The organism is Gardnerella sp. DNF00038, assembly GCF_049262855.1.
In the GTDB taxonomy this organism is placed as follows: Bacteria; Actinomycetota; Actinomycetes; order Actinomycetales; family Bifidobacteriaceae; genus Bifidobacterium; species Bifidobacterium vaginale.
Window position 1 is genome coordinate 1,287,724 of sequence record NZ_CP058407.1, and the last position, 19,716, is coordinate 1,307,439.

The window sequence follows — 19,716 nt, forward strand, 5'->3', positions numbered from 1 at the left end:
ATTGAACATCGCCATTAACTTGCAAAAGACTAAAGCGAAGCGTTGTAATGCTGCACCTTAAGCGTGCGACGAGAAGAATCGAGCTTGCCGAGAACCATGCGACGCAAAGCCTGATCCGCATCCTTATGCTCATCAAGCCATAGCTGTCCGCGCTCAACTAACTCGTCTACATCCGCATAATTTGGATACAAGCCTTCAATCAAAGTTTCAGCCATGTGGAATGTGCGATTCTTCCAAATCCACTCAACTTCAGCAAAATAGCGCTCAACATAAGGCTTAACCAAATCGCCTTTAGCAGTGCTTGCGAAGCCAGCAACCACAGCACCCATTTGCATATTAGTCAAATCGAGATTGCGCAAAGCCTGTTCAAAAGCCCAATCCTTAGCTTCTGCAGTTGATCGAGCCGCACGAGCTTGGTAAGCGTATTCGCGATTCTCGGTAGTATCGCGCTTTTTAAGTTCCGCGTCAATTCCAGCTTCGTCCAAAGCGTTCACGCCTGCGAGCGCAATAAGAATGCTCCAGCGCAAGTCGTTGTCGATTTCCAAACCTTCTAAGCGCACAGAGCCGTCAAGCAATCCGTTAGCTACACGCACAAACTCAGCATCTCCAACTTCGCCGTATCCAAGATAAGCCTTGAGCAACTGGAATTGCTCGTCGGAACCTGCAGAAGCTGCCAAAGCCAACTGCCAGAGTTCGTGAGCAACATGCTTTGCGACTTCTGCTTGACGCTCTGGAACAACGTAGTGGCTTGCAGTTACTTTTACTTGACCAAGAGCATAGCGGAAAGTAGTTGATTCGCGCTCGGTGGCAAAAGCTTTAAGGCTAAGTTCCACGAAGCGTTCTGCTGGGAATTCTGCGTCGCGAGTCATATCCCACAATGCGAGCCAAATAAGCGAGCGAGTCAAAGAATCCTTGAAACGATACAAGTTTTCGGCAGCAAACTCAAGCGACTTTTCGTCAAAACGTAGCTTTGTGTAAGTCAAGTCGTCGTCGTTTACAAGAATAAGTGCTGGCATTTTTTCGCCGCGAGCTTCAACAACTTCCGTCACTTCGCCGTCAATGTCGAGTTCGATTCGCTTTGTGCGCTTAATTTCGCCAGTTGCTTCGTCTACATTGTAGAATCCAACAGCCAAACGGTGTGCGCGCAAAACTGGATGCTCTTCTGGCGCGCTCTGACGCAAACGCAAGGAAGCAATAGTGCCGTCACCTGCTTCTTCGACTTCGGTGGAAATCGTGTTAATTCCAGCTTTTTCAAGCCACTGAGCACTCCAAGCCTTAAGATCGCGACCGCTTGTAAGCTCTAACTCGTGCAACAAATCAGCCAAAGTTGCGTTGCTGTATGCATGCTTGCTCAAGTAATTGTGGATTCCTTCAAAGAACTTTTCGCGACCAACGTACGCTACGAGTTGTTTTAATACGGAAGCGCCCTTTGCGTAAGTGATTCCGTCGAAGTTAACGGAAGTGTCGTTCAAATCGTTGATTGGAGCCACGATTGGGTGCGTTGTTGGGAGCTGATCTTGATTAAGCGCCCAGCTTTTTTCGCCGGAGTTGAAAGTGCTCCAAGCGTCATGCCATTCGGTTGCTTCAGCAGTTGCAAGAGTAGAAGTGAATTCTGCAAAAGACTCGTTAAGCCACAAGTCATTCCACCACTTCATAGTTACGTAATCGCCGAACCACATGTGTGCAAGCTCGTGCAAAACTGTTACAACACGACGCTCAGCATAAGCGTCCGTAACCTTGGATTCAAACACGTATTGGTCGCGAATTGTAACCATACCAATGTTTTCCATAGCTCCAGCGTTATATTCTGGCACGTAAATCTGATCGTACTTTGCGTACGGGTATGGCACTCCCCAAGTCTTAGCGTAGAAAGCAAAACCTTTCTTCGTAATATCGAACAAGTAGTCAACGTCTTTTGCAAAAGCGTCTTTAAGTGCCTGACGGCAATACATTGCCATTGGCACTACGCGACCGTCTTCGTTGTTGTAAGTCGTATGCCACTCAGCATAAGGTCCTGCGCAAATCGCAGTTAAGTAGGAGCTCATTTTTGGAGTTGACTCAAACACCCAGCGCTTCATTCCTTCTACAGCGCCATTTTCCAAAGTGCCTGCTTCAGTTTCGCGGCCTTCCAGCGCTGTTTCGCTCTTAACTGGCATGTTGGAAGTCACAATCCAGCTTTCTGGAGCATCCACGCTAAAATCAAAAACCGCCTTCAAATCTGGCTGATCAAACACTGCGTAAACGCGGCGAGCATCCGGCACCTCGAACTGAGTGTACAAATACACGTTGCTGTCGGAAGGATCCACGCTTCTATGTAATCCCTCGCCCGTGTTGGAATATTGGCAGTTTGCTACAACTTCTACGGTATTATGCTCAAGCAGATTTGCTAGCTCAATTCGGCTGTTTGCAAAAACCTTAGAAACATCAAGAGATGCTCCATTGAGCACAACGGATTCAACGCTGTTTGCAATCAAATCGAGGAAGCTTGTTCCACCAGCTTTAGCATCAAACTCAATCTTTGTGTGCGATTTAAAATCGCGTCCCCCTTTGCCTAAATCGAGCGCAACATCGTAGTGAATTGGCATTTGAATTGCGCTAAAACGTTCCGCCGCTTCTACGCGAGTCAGATTTGCTCCTGGCATATTTACCTTCCTTTTTATATTTCCTTTATATTTTCCTTATTCTTGATTATTTTCTGAAATATTTGCTACTACTGGCACAATCATTGGCTTCCTACGCAACGCACGCGCAATCCAACTTCCAAGCGTTCTTCGCATAATCTGCTGAAGCTTATACGTGTCTTTCTCGCCGTGCATCATGGCATCTTGAAGCTGGAAAACAATTTGAGATCGAACTTTTTCAAAATCAGACTCGTCTTCTGCAACAGCATTCAAGTAAATCTTTGGACCTGCTACAACATCTGCGCTATCTGTATTTACCACTATAAAGCTAGACACAAATCCTTCTGTGCCAAGGATTCTACGCTTTTCCAGCTCTTCGTCTGTAAGCTCGCCAACGGAATCGCCATCAACATACACGTATCCGCATGGCACAGATCCAACAACGGCGGCGTTTCCGTGGTACAAGTCCACAACATCTCCATCTTCTGCCAAAACAACATTTTTAGGATCCACGCCTGTTTTAACAGCAATCGAACCGTTTGCCACAAGATGCCTGTGTTCGCCGTGAATTGGCATAGCGCATTTTGGCTTAACAATGTTGTACAAGTAGAGCAACTCACCCTCATTGCAATGACCAGAAACATGAATCGCAGCATTATCTTTGTTGATTACGCGAGCGCCCATTTGCACAAGCTTGTTGATTACTTTGTAAACTTCATGTTCGTTTCCTGGGATTAGTGAGCTTGCAAGAATTACGGTATCAAGCTCATTAACTGTAATATCTTTGTGTATTCCGTCTGCGATTCGCCCAAGAGCTGCCATTGGTTCGCCTTGAGATCCTGTGCACATATACACAAGCTTGTCGTCTTGAATATCTTTTGCTTGCTTTAAATCTACAACAGTATTTTCTGGAATATGCAAGTAGCCGAGATCTGCCGCAATAGACATATTTCTAACCATTGAGCGCCCAACGAACACAACTTTTCGACCATACTTGTGTGCAGCGTCTACGACTTGCTGAACGCGGTGAACATGGCTAGAGAAGCTTGCGACGATTATTTTGCGAGTGGCTTCCGCAAATGCACGATCCAAAGCTGGTCCAATAGTGGTTTCTGGCTTAACGAATCCTGGAACCTCGGCATTTGTGGAATCCGCCATTAATAAGTCAATTCCCTGTTCGCCAAGCTTTCCGAATTCAACTAAATCAGTAAGCCTATGGTCTAGTGGAAGCTGATCTAGCTTTATATCTCCCGTATCAATAAGCGTTCCTGCTGGCGTTTTTACACACACTGCAAGAGCGTCTGGAATGGAGTGTGTTACGCTAATAAACTCCAAATTAAAAGGACCTATTTTTAGCTTGTCTCTGCCTTCTACATGAATCATTTTTGGGTTGATTCTGTGTTCTGCACATTTTGCTTCAACAAAAGCGAGTGTTAATTTAGATCCGATTAGAGGAATGTCTGGACGCATTTTTAGCAAATATGGCACGCCACCAATATGGTCTTCATGTCCGTGCGTAAGTACCAGAGCATCTACTTTATCTAACCTGTTTTGAATGTAGTGAAAATCTGGCAAAATCAGGTCTACGCCTGGCTGCTCTTCTTCTGGGAAAAGCACTCCGCAGTCTATAAGTAAGATATGACCGTTGTATTCTATAACGTTCATATTTCTTCCGATTTCGCCCAATCCGCCAAGCGGAACAATTCTCATTGACCCCTTGCGATATTTTGGCGGAGCGATTAACGCACCATCGCGCTGATCGTTTACCACTGGTGGAAGCGCGTTTTTAACTATTTTAGAACTTTTAGAACTTTGCGTATTTTTGATTTTTTTGCTTGCTTTCAAAGATTCGATATTGTTATCGTTAATCTTGTTATCGCTTGTTTTATTGCTTTTTTTACTTGTATTAGTTGTTTTTTCTTTTTTCACAGTTTTATTTGACTTTTTATTCGTTATTTTTGAAGGTTGGGAGGTTTTTACAGAGTCTACAATTTCTGCAAGAATCTCATCCGTCAATTGCATCGTTGTCTTACTCATCTAATCCATTGTAGCGTTACGCCTCAACGGATTAACACTTAAAAATATGAAGCAAATCGCTTTGAATTTGTCGTAAATAACCTATAAAGCTAAAGCTAAAGTCAAAATGTTAAAGCGTGTGTTGAAACGTGTGTTAAAGCGTAAACTCTAATGCTTACCGTATTTTTTCCAAATCTTGATTCCGATGCCGATTAGTACTACAACGATTGCGAAAATCATTGAACCTAAAATTGCGGAGCCTGATTGAATGTCAGCAAAGCCTGCTGCTGCGAATAAATCTGAACCAAACATTACACACCTTCTAAAATTCTTGTTTCCTGTTTTGTTAAAAAACCTATTGTTCCTAATTCTACAATACTTTTTTGCAAAAGATAATACTCCGAATTGCCTTCGTGCTACGCTTTGAACGCTCAGACAGGTTGTCGCGCTTAGAGCGTAGCGCGCAAGGGTAATTCTCTGTTTGCTGTTGCGAGATATGCGGATTCGTTACATTTGTATTATCGGTGAGGCATTTGTAACGCTTTTCGGGTCAGATTTGTTATATATGTCTCGCGCATGAGATATTCGTAACACTTTTTGGCTAAGATTTGTTACATTCGTCTCGGTGATGAGACATTTGTAACGTTTTTTGCTGTGGCATATACCCCTTTTAGTATGAAAAGCGTCAGTGTTGTTTGCGTGTTACAATAATCCACCCAATTGACGCGATTGGAATTGCAACAAGCGTAGAAATCCATGGAACCATCATTCCGCCGTGCGAGCTCCACGCGTCAATCGCAAAGCCCGCGACCATTGATCCAAGAGAAGCGCCAGTTGCAGATGCCGTTGGCAGCCACGATAATCCTTCGGTAAGCGAGTGCTCAGGAATCGTGTCTTTAACAATAAGATTTCCAGTTGCAAAAATTGGCGAAACGCATAGTCCGCTTAAAAGCTCAAAAATGCTTAGAAGCACAAGTCTATCTAAGTTAATGTTCATAAGAATAAAGCCAATAGTAAGAAGGCTTAAAAACACGATTAGATGAGACCAATTAGATCCGCGGAATTTGTGCGAACCAAAAATAACAGCTCCAACTAAAGATCCGCATGCAAACAGCGCAAGTTGCAAGCCGATTAATTTGTCTAATCCTTGCGCACGCATTGCTGCAGTAACAGATACGTCAAAAGCGCTAAAACTCATATTAAAAACAAGGAACATAACAACAAGTGGTATGATTCCGCGGTAAAGAAGAACGTTTTTAGGCTTCTTCTTACGATTTTTGTTTTTGAGTTGTTTAAGTGAAAGCCTGTCTATAAGCTTTGTAGTGTTGTTGCTTTTATGTGTGTTTTGTACGTTTTCGCTTTGCTCGCTTATTGCATTTTGCACGTCTTCGTCGTATTTAGGTGCGCTTTCTACTTGCACGATTTTAATAACCGCTGGCTGTGTGTTTTTAAGTGATAAGAACCACGCTCCACCTAGTCCACTTGCTAAAACCGGCACAAAAAGTTGAGATACAGGGTGAACGCTAGTGGCAAGCCATGCTGCAAGAATTGGTCCGAAAATAAACACAATCTCGTCAATTCCAGATTCAAGCGCATATGCAACGTTTAGTAGCGTATCGTCGCTTTGACTTTTAAGTGTGTATGCCCAGCGCGTTCTAACAAGCGCGCCGAACGCAAATTGCGTAACTCCCATTAAGATTGCAAGCACAAAAAGTATTGGCAAGGGTACACGTATTAGCGCTGCAACAGCAAAAGATAGCATAGCTACAACTTGCGCGCTTAGAGCAAGTGTTCCAACTTTTCTTTGACCAAATCTATCAAAAAACTTTGCATATAATGGCGTTACGGCTGCTTGTGATAGCACGTATGCGGCACTCATAGTGCCTGCAATAGTCCAATTGTTGTAAATGTGGTTTAGTGCAAGAACGATTCCTAAACCCATCATCGAAATAGGCAGCCTTGCTATTGCTCCAGATATGCAAAATGCTCGCGTTCCTTCAAAAGAGAACAATCTTGCATAATTTGACATAGGCGAAGACTTTTGCTGCGCCGATTTCGATGACATATTCACTTCCCTTAAAATTTGTACGCGTTTAACGTGCTTAACATGATTGATTTTTGAGTATCTTTCTAGTCTACATTATGGCGTCAAAGTTTGCAGATTGATGTTTTGATTTTCCCGTGTTTGTTCCCTTTTTGGTCGATTGGGGAAATAAAAGCGGGAAAATCGTTCGCGCATTATGCAGATCGAAATCGTCGATTCGAACGTTAATCCATAGGTATTTGATAAAATCGCATTGAAAACTTGATACCCCCCCCCCGTAGAGCTGTATACTGTTTTCGTATGAAGCAAGGTTTAAAAAAGATCGCAATGGAAGCGAACAAAAATTGCGATTCTCGCACAAAATCTTGTTTAAATAGCAGAGTCTACTATTTTAATCATTAGAAAGAGGAGAGGTTAGTTATGAACGCTAAGCTTGCCGTAGCAATATCTTTAGGCGCAAGTTCTCTTGCATTATTCGGCATGGCAGGTGTTGCCAACGCTGAAACAGTTACTCCACCAAATTCTGGCACAAATCCACAACCTGTTGTACAGGCTCCACAAAGTGGTAACGCAAATCCTAGTGGCAATTCAGGTAATGAAAATCCTCAACCTGGAAGCACAAATCCTGAAAACACAAATCAAGGTGGTGCTTCTGGGCAGAATCAACCTGGCAGCACTCCTGCAGGCCAGCAAGTCGGTGGAAATAGCGAGGGAACGAAGCCAGAAGAAAAGAAAAATGAAGCTGCAGAACAAGCTATAATGGATGCAAAGTCCAAGAGTGAAGACGCTCAAAAAGATGTAACTACAGCAGACAATGAAGTTAAGCAAGCAAACGAAAAGGCAACTGAAGCCAAGAACACTGCCGAAGAAGCTCAGAATGATTTAAATGCTGCTAACAAGTCAAAAGATAAAGCAGATAAAGAAAAGACCGAAGCTGACAACAATTTAACAGCAGCTAACAATGAAGTTAACGCCAAAGAGAAAGTAGCTGAAGAAGCTGCAGGCGATGTAGCTGCAAAAGAAAAGACTTTAAAAGACGAGCAAGCTAAGCAGACTGCAGCTGAAGAAGCAAAGAAAACCGCTGAAAATAATGTTACTGATAAAAACACAGCTTTAGAAAAAGCAAAAGGAACTTTAGAATCTAAGCAAGACGAGAAAAACGATTACGACAAAAAATTAAAGGAAGCACAAGAAAAGTTAGAAAACGAAAAGAAGGAACAAGCTCGTTTAGATGATATAGCTGATAGAGCCAAAACAAAACAAGAACAAGCAGATCTCGCTGTTGAAAATAACAAAAAAGAGCAGCAAGAAAAGCAAAATAAGATTGATGCTCTAAATAATCCGACTACTACCACTAACGAAGAAGTAGAAAGACTTAAGCGTGAAGCATCTGAAGCTGAACAAAAAGCTAAAGATGCTAAGGCAGATGAGGATAAGAAAGACAAAGAAGCTAAAAATAAGAAAAAAGATCTAGATAACGCTGGAAACAATCTCAACTCAGCAGAAAAAGATCTTGAAAATAACTCAGACGCTAAGAAGTTGAGCGATGCAGAAAAAGCTGTGAAAGACGCTAAGAATACTGCAGATGAAGCTGCTAAGAAAGATACTTCTAAAACTACAGCAAACTTTGATGGATTCTTGGATTATGTGATTAAAACTTATAAAAATTCTACTAGCAAAGAAGATAAAGCTCTTCTTGAAGATGCTCAGCGCGCTAAGCAGATTTTGAACGGTGAAAGAGTTGAAATCATGAAGCAAGTCCAGAACGGAGACAAAACAGAAAACGTTCTAGACCGCGTTGAAGTACCTATGTGGTATAAGGATCTTGTAAAACTCGGTAAAGTTGGCGGCGCGGATTCATTGCAAAACATGAAGGAAGCTGCAACTTACTACGAGGCACTCAACAAGTTACGCAAAGAAGATAGCGATAAAAACAGCGCAAGTACTGAAGACAAAGCAACTTTGGGCGCTGTTAACGTGCGTCTTAGCTTGATTGCAGAGTCAATTGTAAACTCCTTCTATTCTGGTGCAAATCATGATCATGCAATAAACCACCCTGGTTATAAGAGTAGCGAAGTGATGAAAACTAACCCGTACAATGCTACAGAAAATCTTGCGTGGGGCAATTACGACGGAGACTCTAAGGATCATAAGAATCAGGAGTATGGAAGTTGCCATATAACAGCAAATGGCAATACGTCTTGCTCTGTAGATGCTGAAAAATATAACGCTCTTAGCGGCTGGTATACGGTTGAAAAAGAGCGTTACGACAAGGCTGTTGAAGGAACGTTTGTAACTGGCGAAAAAGGTAGTGAAGTAACTCATAAGATTTCTGATGCTGGTAAAAAGGTTCTTAAAGAACATCGTTATGATTTGGGTCGATACATGCGGCAGAATCCAGATACTCAGTTATTCGTGGATAGTGCTGATAATAGTGGTAATCTCAAGGGCATTTTCTTGGAATCTGTGGGTCATTACACGAATTTTGCTAGCAAAGATATTACTGCTGGCGGATTCGCTGAAAGCGACTTAAGCTTGCAAGAGGTTACAACAACAACCACAGTAAACGGAAAGTCTACAGTTAGCAAAGAAGATGTTGTAGGAGATGTAGCTGTATGGCACGGAAGCAACGAATCTTCGATTAGCGTTGCTAAATATAAAGAGCTTCTTGCTAATTACGAGAGTAGCCTTGGTGAAAGCGCTAAGGCAGAGTTGCAAGAGAATGACGCTATAAACAAGCTGAATGCTGAAGCAAATAAAGCAAACTACGATTTGTTTGTTAAAAAGTATGAGCTTCGTAAATTGCATTATGACTTGAACATGAGCGATGCTAACAACTTAGACGCTGCAGATGCCGCTAAGCCTGAAGTTGGTTTGCAAGATCAGGAAATTATTGCTCTTGAAAATGATGTTAAAGAAGTTCAAAAGAATATTGACAACATTAGTTCAGAAAAGCAAAAAGCAGCAAACTTTATAAAAGAATATGAAGATCATTTGAATGACGTACCTAGTCATTGGCAAAATCCAACTGAAGCAAAAAATGTATATGACAGTAACAAACAATATTTGGTGTATGCAGAACAAACTATTGCCAAATTAAATTCTGATTTATCTTCTAAGAAGAGCACATTAGACACCGCTAAATCTGCCATAAATACTGCAAACGCTACACGCACTACTATTGAGAATCTTAAGAAGGCTGTTGCAAGCGCAAATACGACGTTTGAACAGGCTAAAACTGATGTTCAAGAAGCAAATAAAGCTTTAACACAAGCTCAAGAAACAGCTAATAGGTTAAATACTGAAGCTACAAGTGCGCAGCAGAAGTATAAAGAAGCTGAGCAGAAGGCTCAGACTGCAGCTCAGCAGACTAGCGAAGAGCGCAATAAGCAGATTCAAAATCTTCAAGGTGAGCTCGATCAGCTGAAAGAAAAAGCCAAAACTCTGGAGCAGACTGCTAAACAAGCTAAGACAGCTGCTGATGCAGCAAAAAATGATGCTCAACTTCAAAAGAATAAGATTGATGGAGAGTTAACTCAGGCTGTTACACAAGCTAAGCAGAAGGTTGATCAAGCACAGCAGGCTGTTCAAGATGCAATCAAAGCTAAAGATAGTGCTGTTGAAGCACTTGCGGCAGCAAATAAGAATGTTACTGAGTTAACTGAAAAGATATCTGGATTTGCTGCAGCAATACAAAAGCACGACAATGAGATTAAAGCTGCTAAAACAAAGGTAGCAGATGCTCAAGGCTATCTTGACACAGCAACACAAAAGCAAACTAGCGCCGAAACTGAGCTTAAGAATGCAAAACAAACAGCAAAAGAAAAAGCTGAAGCCGTTAAGACTGCTGAACAAAATGTTAAAAAAGCAATTGCTGCTATTAGTGCTGCTAAAGAATCTGTTAAGCAAGCTAAGATTACGGTTGCTTCTGCTCAATCTGCTCTTGCAGCTGCTAAAACTAAGGTTACACAGGCTCAAACAAAGGTTGAGTCTTATAAGACTAAATTTGCAGCAGCCGTAGCTGCTCTTCCTGAACAAGTTCGAGTGACATATCAGGCGAATTTTGCTGCTGTAACTGGTAACTTTACAACAATGCTAGCAACCCTTAACTCTTGCTCTACTACTTTGAGTTCTGCTACTAGCACGTTGCAAAAATCAGCAGAAAGCCTGTCCAAGGCTGTTCCAGAACCAGCTCCAGAACCACCTGCTCCTGTGCCACCAGCTCCTGTGCCAGTACCAACACCACCTACACCACCAGTAGTGGTACCGGAACATCATAATGAAGGTGGTTCTAATACCAACACTGGCAGTGGAACACAAGAGCAAAACACTGAATCAGGCAATGCTAATCAAAATACTGGTTCAACTAGTGCAACGCAAAATAACACTAGCAGCAGTACGAGCAACAACACGAGTTCTAGCGAATCCTTCGAAAACTACTACAACCAGTATCTTGCAGGATACGCAAACAACTTGTTCGGAAATGAGCAACTCGGATTCCACGCTGCTATTCCAGCTGCACAATCGCAAAGCGCAAACGATGCTAACGGTGCTAACGGTGCAAATGCTCAAAATGCTAATGGCGTTGCAGCGAATAATGTTGCAGGCGCAGCGCACGCTAACACTCTTAGCGCAAGCAGCGCTAACCGCATAGCAGCTGCTCTTGCATCTGGCTCTAAAGCTGCAGCTAAGGATCTTGCTAAAGATCTTGCTAAAGCACAAGATGCTGCTAAGGATTCTGCTGCTAAGAGCGAGTCCAATAAGGATAATGCAAAGAACGACGCAAAGGATTCTGCAAAGAGCAAGTCTAAGAGCGAATCCAAGAATGATTCCAAGAGTGAATCTAGTGAATCCAAGGATGAGTCTAAGAACGCTCAAGCTTCTGGCGGCGCACAAGACGGCGCACAAAGCGCATCCAACAACACTACACTTAAGGTTGTTGCAGCTCTAGCGGCTGTTGTTGCAGGAATCGCAGCAATCGGAGGCGGCACTTACTTCGCTCGCCATCGTCGTGCATAATCAAAACTAAATAAAACAAAAACCGCGGTTGACTGGTCTTAACTGACTCGTCTGCCGCGGTTTTTGTATCTGTCATATACAAAAATCGGCTCGTATCGCTCGAACATTCTCCTTATCTGTTGTTGAAGCGAGGGCTGGGTGTTTCTTGTCTCACAACGCTCTGCCTCTTACGTGTAGTTTGTTGTTGCGGTTGTTCCGTTTTGTCTTTGATTTTGTTTTTGGGTTGAGGTTTGTTTGTAGTGGTGGCTCATTGGATTGTTTGGTATCGGCTGCCGCTCTTATATTGTTCGACCAAGAATCACCCAGCCCTCCTACATGCTAGTACTTTTGCGTATCTCGAATCTCCACCACACTTGACTCAGTCATGTAGTGCGATTGTACCTAATTTACGGCGTGTCGAACAACAAAACCCGTCACATCGTTCACACGGATTAGCCGCGCGAACGTCTTCGCTCGCGTTGAAAGCACACCGTGCTTTCAACCTTAAGCAAGCTCAGCGCTCCGAATTGCCTTCGCGCGCTACGCTTTGAGAGCTCAGGCAGGTCGTCGCGCCTGCGAGGAGAGAAATACTCAAACCTCGCGCAACAACAAATAGGAAATGTCGCGCGCTACGCTTTAAGCGCTTATGTAGGTCGTCGCGCGACGACCTACATAAGTAGCAACTAAACGCTAGTCGCGATTAGCGTGCATTGCGCGCATGCGACGAGTTACAAACGCTCCTCCAATTGCAGCAATCATAGTTGCCATCAATCCAGCAGTAGCAACGTCTGCGCCCGCAGCAACGCCTGCATTCCCGCGAGAACGCATGCCCTTTATAACGCGGCTGCGAACAGCTGCACGCACTTTTGCAGCATTGTCTTGAGCATCCGCAAGTGCCTTACGAGCATCCGCAAGCTTAACAGCAGCAGCGTCAACTTGCGCTTGCGTTGCATGCGGATCTGCAGCAACGCGCTTAGCTTGTGCCAAAGCTTCGTCTAGCGTAGCAGCAGCCTGCTTAACAGCAGCATCCGCTTGCTTTACTTCTGGAGCGTTTTCTACAGCGTTATTTACAGCCTTGTTGTCAACACCTGCATTGGCTGCGCCCGCAGTGCCAGCGCCCACACCTGCACCTGAAGATGTACCTGCACCACCCTGGGCGCCTGTAGCTGAGCCAGCGTTTGCGTTACCAGCGTTACCAGCTCCAGCATTGCCAGGCTTAGAATCAGTTTCAGCACTATCAATCTGAATGTTCAACTCGCCCTTATCTACAATGGTAGGCGCATTATCGTTCACACCATAACCTGCTTCAGAACCAGAACCAGCATTACCAGAACCAGCACCAGGATTTGGAAGTGGGGTTGGAGTTGGCTTCAAATCATTCTCAGCCTTCTTCAAATCCTCAGCAGCCTGATTCACCTGATCCTGAGTAGCATTAGGATTATTGTTAACCTCGTTAGCATGATCCAAAGCGTGATCATAAGCCTGCTTCTTATCCGAAGGAGCATTCGTATAATCATCAGACTTCTTCACATCACCGCTACCATTAATACCCTGCTGCAAGTGAGACTTATCAACAGAAGGCGTTGGGGTTGGCTCGACTGGTTTCTTACCATCAAGAGCCTCTTCAGCTGCCTTAAGCTTTGCAAGAGCCGCATCAACAAGCTTCTGCTTTTCAGCTTGAGTCTTAGTTGTTACATCTTCCTCGCCTTGAGCAGCCTTCTTCGTACCAGTTAGCTTATCGATAAGATCCTTAGCATCCTTAAGAGCCTGATCAAACGCATCCGTCTTAGACTTATCAGCATACTTATACTTATCTAAGTCTTTAACGGTGTTATCCTTACCAATCTCATTCTGCAACGCGGTTGTGTCAACGCCATCAAGCGCCTTACGCGCATTTTCAAGCTTCTGAAGTGCGTCGTCAACAGCCTTCTGAGCTTCTGCTTCCTGCTCTGGAGTTCGTGGAGTAGAGTCTGGCTTCGCTTGATCTGCGTTATCTTTTTTAGCTTTATTCAATGCTGCTTCAGCGTCAGAGAGTGCCTTGTCAAAGGCCTCTTTCTTCTCCTTAGAAGCGGTCGTGTACAGAGAATCGCCTGGCGTAGCTGGCTTAGAAGGATCCTGAGGATCGGCCTGCGTTGGCTTAAGCTTAGAGTCGTTATCTACTTCAGCCTGAAGCGCATCGGTACTAACGCCCGCACCCTTAACTGTGTCATCGATGTCCTGCATTGCCTTAAGAAGATCCTTGTACAGATCATTAACCTGATCAGCATTCTTGGCGTCGCCAGTTTTCTTAGCTAAAACAGCACCGGCGGCAGTAGAAGCATCTTCAAACGCTTTCTTCTTGGCATCGCCGTCTTGCAAGGCCTTGTACTTTTCGCCATTAGCGAACGTATCAGCTGTCTGCTTCAGAGTTTCCAAGCGAGCCATGGCAGTATCTGTTTTGGCGGCATTTGCGAGCGCATCGTCGATGTCGTCAACACCAGTGTCTTTGCCGTCATCATCCTTGTGATTACCAGCATCTGTGCCGTTGACAATGTCTTTATACGCTTTCTTTTGCGCATCGTTCAAATGTGTAAGCTTGTCAATCGCTTCAAGCGCATCTTTAATCTTCTTGGCCTTCAGCGCGCGATCCGCAATACCCGTTGGGTCGCCAAGCTTTTTTGCATTGTTGATATCATCAATAGCCTTCTTCTTTTCGGCTTCTGGAAGATTGCTATTGTTAATGCGTTCAATCTGCTCTTTCTTTTCGTTAGCAAGAGCATCCTTGTTTTCGTTCTCTTGCTTGGTGTTGTTATCTTTCTGCGCGTTAGTCACCTGAGTGTTGATAGCATCCATAGCATCTTTGATGCTTACTCCGTCAACAGCAGTCTTGATATCAGACGGCTTGGTTGCTTTGTTTACAGTATCTTTAGCACCATTGATTGCAGTCTTGGCAGCTTCAACCTTATCTTTAACAGCAGCCTTCTGCGCCTCATTCAAGCCATTTTCAGCGTCGGTCAGCTGCTGCAAAAGCGCATCAAGCTTAGCAATACCAGCATTCTTAGCATTCTGCTCATTAATTGCGTTCTGGCGCTTGGCTGTGTCAAGAGCATTCTTAATCTCTTCTGCGGTGGCAGCAGGATTCGTCTTTGCAAGAGCAGTTTCCAAATCGGTAAGCGTGCTATCCTTCTTAGCTGGATCAGCGCCGATTAACTCCTTAAGAGCCTTATCGTCGTTGTCACTTTCTCCCTTGCCGTGGCTTAAGAATGGTAACTCATCCTTAATAGCTTTGCGAGCAGCATTTCGAGCTCGAGCTTCGTTAACAATCTGCTGAACTTCTTCAGGAGTCTTAGCACCAGGCTTGGTAGTATCTCCACTCTTTCCATTCAGATTTTCCTTGAGCTTATCCTTTTCATCTTTAGTTAAATCACTAAGACCATCAATAGTGTCGTTAGCACTCTTCTTATCCTTAGTGGTTTGCTCTTCTTGCTTCTTTTCGCGCTCCTTCTTATCCTTTTCTTTTTGCTCTTTTTCGCGCTTTTCCTTTTCTTCTTTTTCCTTCTTCTTAATGTCGTCAGGCTTTACATTATTCTTGCCAGCCTGATCATTAGCCTGCTTGAGGATATTCTGAATCTGCTCCTTTGTAGTAGCATTTTCAATCTGCTTCTTGTAATCTTCCTTCTGCTTATCAGTAAGCTTTGGATTACGATTAATAATCTCCTTTGCCTGCTCTTTAAACTTCTTGAGATCATCAGCAGATGGGGTTGAGGTTTGATCCTTAGGCTTAGGAGTAAACAAATCAGCTTTCTTAATACGAATCAGTTCTTCCGCATTATTGCTGGTAGAACCTGCTTTCCAGCCACGAACAACCAAATCTCCGGTCTGTGCATCAACAATTACACTCGTCACTCCACCTGTTTGCTTATCTCCAGTGTAAATATTCAAACCGGATGTTCCAGCAGCAGGAGTTAGGCCATACGTGTTTGCATTGCCACCAGAAAGAACAGTAGCACTCTTAGAATAAGCATTATCGAGCTTTGACCAATCATTTGTCGTATAGTTCTTCTTCAAGAACTGCTCTACAACGATCTTCTTGTAATCATCATCAGTTAAATCACCCTCGTGATCCAACGTCAACTTCTCAAAATTGTACGTATACTCAACTGGCTTTGGCTTCTGATAATCAGCAATCTTCTTGATAAGCTCACGAAGAGCTTTCTCATTATTCATGCCATCAATATCTGTGTCAGTAGCTTTTAGAGTGGTTATAGCATCATCTGTTAACTCTCCAGCTTGCTTTCGCTGGTCACGAAGCTGCTTAGCAAGCTCTTTCAATTTTTCAACGGTGTTGTCCGTAGGAGTCTGGCTTCCACTATTTGGAGCATACAAATCATCTGCTGAAATAATAAATAATGGGGTCTCAGTTGATACGTCAATATTAGCGTCATCCTGGTCTGCATACTGATAACCAGTAACTGTTAATCCATTATCACTATTTACACTAATTGATGTGACTCTTCCATTACCATTGTTATATGGTTCAAGATTTGTTGTACCGGCTTTCGCTGTCCAGTTTTTACCAACAGCTACGTTACTAGTAACACTTGCTAATTCTTGTTCAGTCCAACCAGTGTAATTATCTTTAACAAACTGCTTTAATGCTTTAGCAGCTTCTTGAGGCTTTACATCAGAAACCTTGGATTCATTAATTTGAGTCTTAGTAACAAAATATTTATAAGTATTTTTGTTGTTGTTAGGGTCAGTATCAGTCTTGCTCGTAGGCGTCTGCTGCGTAGGATTCTGGGTACCAGTTCCAGTTACCTCCTTTTTATAGAAGATTCCGATTGGATAAACCTTATCCTCATATCCATCAGCCTTGAAAGTCACGGTACCATCCGCAATACTAATCGTTGCAGATGTTATAGTCACAGACTTACTAGGATCGTTCGCATCTTTTGCAGTACGACCCTTTAACTGATTTTGAAGTGTTGTAATTAAACCTGGAGCAACAGTAGCATGCTTATCAAATGGATCAAATTTTACCTGAGCAGGTGCATCCGGCAAATCAACCGTGAACGTCTTCTTTTCTTCAGCTGGCTTTGGAGTTGGCGGCTTTGGAGTAGGAGTTTGCTCAGCAGCCTTTTGCTTTAGGAATTGCCAAGAAGGAATCTCTGTTGTTGAACCGTCTGCCCAGGTGATGATGGCATTCTTGAAGTCTTTATCAAAGCTTACAGGAGTTTTATCGTCTTTCTTAGCTGCAATATAGACATCCAAGTCAGCGTTTGCTTTATCGAAAGCATCGGTTACTTGCTTTTTCTCCGTGTCAGTCAATTTTGAAAGATTCTCAACCTCAATCGCATCCGGCACAACGTAAGGCGCCCAGTCGGAGATTTTTGGTCCTTGTAACACCAAATCTGTAGAAGGAATAGTAAGCTCTGATCCATCAGCATAAGTAACTTTTGCGCTGCCGTCTTCTTGAACGCGAATTTCATACTGACTATTAGTTTGCTTCACATGCTTCAAGAACTCGTTTGGAGATGAACCACCATTAGCATCAATAATCGCTTGACGAATTTTAGTTTTTTCATCAGAAGTAAGATTCTTCAAATTCACTACAGGCGTGCGCTCAGGCATGACTGGCTTGTACTTATCTTTATCAGTCTCGTCTTTAGAAACAAGCAAGCTAGCTGGCATAGTGCGAGTCGTCTTATCTTTAAAGGTGATAGTTGCAGAGCCGTCCTTATTCACAACAACACCATTATCAGCAACTAATTCTTTGAAGTACTTGGTGTTTTCATTCGCTTTTGTGATTTTTTCTTTAATTGCTTTCTGTTCCGCATCCTGCAAATTAGAAGGATCCTTAACCTTCGTAACCTCTGGATACACAAGCTTCAAATGGTCCGCAATCTTTGGAGTATTGTGCTTTTGACCAACAGCATAGTGCCAGTTACCAGCAAAACGATACACGCCAGCAGCAAAACGAAGCGGATTCTCATCGCGCTTCTGCCAAGCATCATCCGTCATCTCGCCAACGTAAGTCATGTCATAGAAGCGCTGACCTGCCGACTCCCAGTCTACAAAAATGCCCTGTAAGCCGTCGGTTTCCTTCTGATAATCACCCCACTGACCCTCAGTATTTCCAGCGTTATCGTAACTTCCGCCATTAAGACCAAGCAGCTGCTTCCACCCCTTATTTGCAAGCACATTTTGCTCATCAAAGTAGAAATTGGAGATGCCTTTCCACTGCTTTGGAGTAGGATATGTTTTCTTAGACACAACGCCGTAGCCGTTTGTATCCGTAAACGTAAACTGCGATGAACCTGCTGGCACAAACGGCTGATTTCCGCGCTGATTTGTCAGTTTTTCAACACGCGTATACGTAATATTTTGAACGTTCTGCAAACCTTTTGGAACGCCGAACCACCACATTGGACGGAATCGCCAATCGTCAGCTGTGCCGCCTTCTTTGTTGCAATTAGAAAGATAATGAACGCGAACAAACTTTCCAAGCGGGTCTTTACCCTCATCCTTGCCCGCCTGAGCATGCTCAAGAGTATCGTAATAATCCACTTCTATGTGGAAACGAGCTTCTGTATAACTTGCGTCTGTTTTATATCCGTAATAAATGTTGTTGCCAGTGCCGTCTACATAACCGTCAGCATAGGCAGGCGAGGAAACGAATACCCCCCCCCCCAAGCACCATTGCGCCAGCCAGCATTGCAGCGCAAACGCTCTTTGAAAGAACTGGCTGAGAGTCAGCCCCAACACCAGCGTTAATACCAGAATAATGCTTAATTGCACGAATCTTCTTAGACATACTCTTACTCCATTATCTTGTTTTTGAATTCTGTTCCAGCCAAATCACAAAATTCATATAATAACGTGAAGCATATTTTACTAATTGTTATATACAATTTAAGATTGATTCGTATGATGAATTTTATGCGATTAGCGCGCGCAACACACAAAAATCTCGGTGATGAAAATCACGCAATTGTTCAAGCATGTAAGAGGGCTGGGTGATTCTTGGTCGAACAATATAAGAGCGGCAGCCGATACCAAATAATCCAATGATCAACCACTACAAACAAACATCAACCAAAAAAACAAAATCAAAACCAAAACGGAACAACCGCAACAATAACCAACACGCAAGAGGCAGAGCGTTGTGCGAATCGACGACTTCGAGCTGCATAGCGCGCGAGAAGTCACCTCGATTCGCTGAGCCGCTTAAATGTAAAGTCCACTGGACTTTATGTGCCAAATCACGCTTTGAAGGAGCTTGAAATGCGTTATGCAATTTCAAGCTCAGTCAAAGCGCTTGGTGCGGTTTACAAACGGCTCGCCCGAATATATGTACAAGTCCTCAACAAGATCTTTTACGCGGTTCGCATACTTCTCATGATCCTTTTTAGCCCACGTAGCATCTCGCCTAAGCCCGTGATAATCGTAGAAACTAACATCGCAAGCCGTATCTGTGTGCAAAAAGTAGCGATTCACTCCGCGGCTGCGCAAATGTTGCATTGTGCGCTTCCACAATCCGCCACCGACTCCGTGCCCGCGAGCGTCTGGAGAAACAATAAAAAGCTCCAACTCTGCCTGAGTCAAGTCGTTAATATGGCTCATCGCCTCTAACTTGCGCTCAATCTGGCCCATGCCAATCGCAGAATCCAACGCTTTTGCGTGCGAAGAATCGCCTTTGCTAGACATCTTTGCTTCTTGCTCTTCTAGCATCTTCTTAACTTGCTTAAACAGCACTTTATCTCCGTACACGCGCGCAAGCAAAAGTCCCATAAATTTGCCGTTTATCGTTGCAACAGTTCCAAACGTGGATGGCTCTAAATAGTGCAGCACGAATCGCCTAGAAAGATTGCGCGAAGCGTCTGCTCCAACAGCATTCGCAATCCCCCATGTGCGCTCGTATTCTTCTACGATTGCGTCAATGTCGTTAATTTTAACTGGACGAAACTCAACCGTCATTTTGTCCTTCTTTTACTTTTACTAACTTTACTTTTACTAACTTAAATCGGCTTATATTCTACTTTTAGATTATCAAAAAAG

The 19,716-nt window shown here is 43.5% G+C and carries 8 protein-coding genes; 1 reads left to right on the forward strand and 7 read right to left on the reverse strand.

From position 1 onward, the window contains the following. Positions 1–29: 29 nt before the first annotated feature. From pepN to HXT19_RS05110, 4 genes are all read right to left on the reverse strand, one after another. The gene (gene pepN, locus HXT19_RS05095; protein WP_422119654.1) at positions 30–2,642 is read right to left on the reverse strand and encodes an aminopeptidase N; all 2,613 of its coding nucleotides are present in this window, start codon (positions 2,640–2,642) and stop codon (positions 30–32) included. Between the two features lie 36 nt (positions 2,643–2,678). Further along, the gene (locus HXT19_RS05100) at positions 2,679–4,658 is read right to left on the reverse strand and encodes a ribonuclease J (RefSeq protein WP_004114505.1); all 1,980 of its coding nucleotides are present in this window, start codon (positions 4,656–4,658) and stop codon (positions 2,679–2,681) included. Between the two features lie 147 nt (positions 4,659–4,805). Then, positions 4,806–4,949 (reverse strand): hypothetical protein, encoded by a 144-nt coding sequence (locus tag HXT19_RS05105; protein WP_004113042.1) that lies wholly within the window; start codon positions 4,947–4,949, stop codon positions 4,806–4,808. Between the two features lie 373 nt (positions 4,950–5,322). Continuing rightward, entirely contained in the window at positions 5,323–6,702 is a 1,380-nt protein-coding gene (locus HXT19_RS05110; RefSeq protein ID WP_004113044.1) for an MFS transporter, read from the reverse strand. Between the two features lie 399 nt (positions 6,703–7,101). Here HXT19_RS05110 and HXT19_RS05115 point away from each other — a divergent pair, with 399 nt between their 5' ends. After that, entirely contained in the window at positions 7,102–11,700 is a 4,599-nt protein-coding gene (locus tag HXT19_RS05115) for a hypothetical protein (RefSeq protein ID WP_422119655.1), read from the forward strand. Between the two features lie 669 nt (positions 11,701–12,369). Here the strand turns inward: HXT19_RS05115 and HXT19_RS05120 are convergent. From HXT19_RS05120 to HXT19_RS05130, 3 genes are all read right to left on the reverse strand, one after another. Next, positions 12,370–18,351 carry a GA module gene (locus HXT19_RS05120; RefSeq protein ID WP_257983514.1) on the reverse strand — a complete coding sequence of 1,994 codons (5,982 nt, stop codon included), beginning with the start codon at positions 18,349–18,351 and terminating at the stop codon, positions 12,370–12,372. Then, entirely contained in the window at positions 18,311–18,472 is a 162-nt protein-coding gene (locus tag HXT19_RS05125) for a hypothetical protein (RefSeq protein ID WP_162860828.1), read from the reverse strand. The genes HXT19_RS05120 and HXT19_RS05125 overlap by 41 nt, the downstream gene beginning before the upstream one ends. Positions 18,473–18,963: 491 nt before the next feature. Next, positions 18,964–19,635 carry a GNAT family N-acetyltransferase gene (locus HXT19_RS05130; RefSeq protein WP_004573806.1) on the reverse strand — a complete coding sequence of 224 codons (672 nt, stop codon included), beginning with the start codon at positions 19,633–19,635 and terminating at the stop codon, positions 18,964–18,966. Between the last annotated feature and the right edge of the window lie 81 nt (positions 19,636–19,716).

Bases quoted from the DNA above. Each gene is read 5' to 3' on its own strand.
- pepN (WP_422119654.1), bottom strand. From the start codon at position 2,642: ATGCCAGGAGCAAATCTGACTCGCGTAGAAGCGGCGGAACGTTTTAGC.
- HXT19_RS05100 (WP_004114505.1), bottom strand. From the start codon at position 4,658: ATGAGTAAGACAACGATGCAATTGACGGATGAGATTCTTGCAGAAATT.
- HXT19_RS05105 (WP_004113042.1), bottom strand. From the start codon at position 4,949: ATGTTTGGTTCAGATTTATTCGCAGCAGCAGGCTTTGCTGACATTCAA.
- HXT19_RS05110 (WP_004113044.1), bottom strand. From the start codon at position 6,702: ATGTCATCGAAATCGGCGCAGCAAAAGTCTTCGCCTATGTCAAATTAT.
- HXT19_RS05115 (WP_422119655.1), top strand. From the start codon at position 7,102: ATGAACGCTAAGCTTGCCGTAGCAATATCTTTAGGCGCAAGTTCTCTT.
- HXT19_RS05125 (WP_162860828.1), bottom strand. From the start codon at position 18,472: ATGTCTAAGAAGATTCGTGCAATTAAGCATTATTCTGGTATTAACGCT.
- HXT19_RS05130 (WP_004573806.1), bottom strand. From the start codon at position 19,635: ATGACGGTTGAGTTTCGTCCAGTTAAAATTAACGACATTGACGCAATC.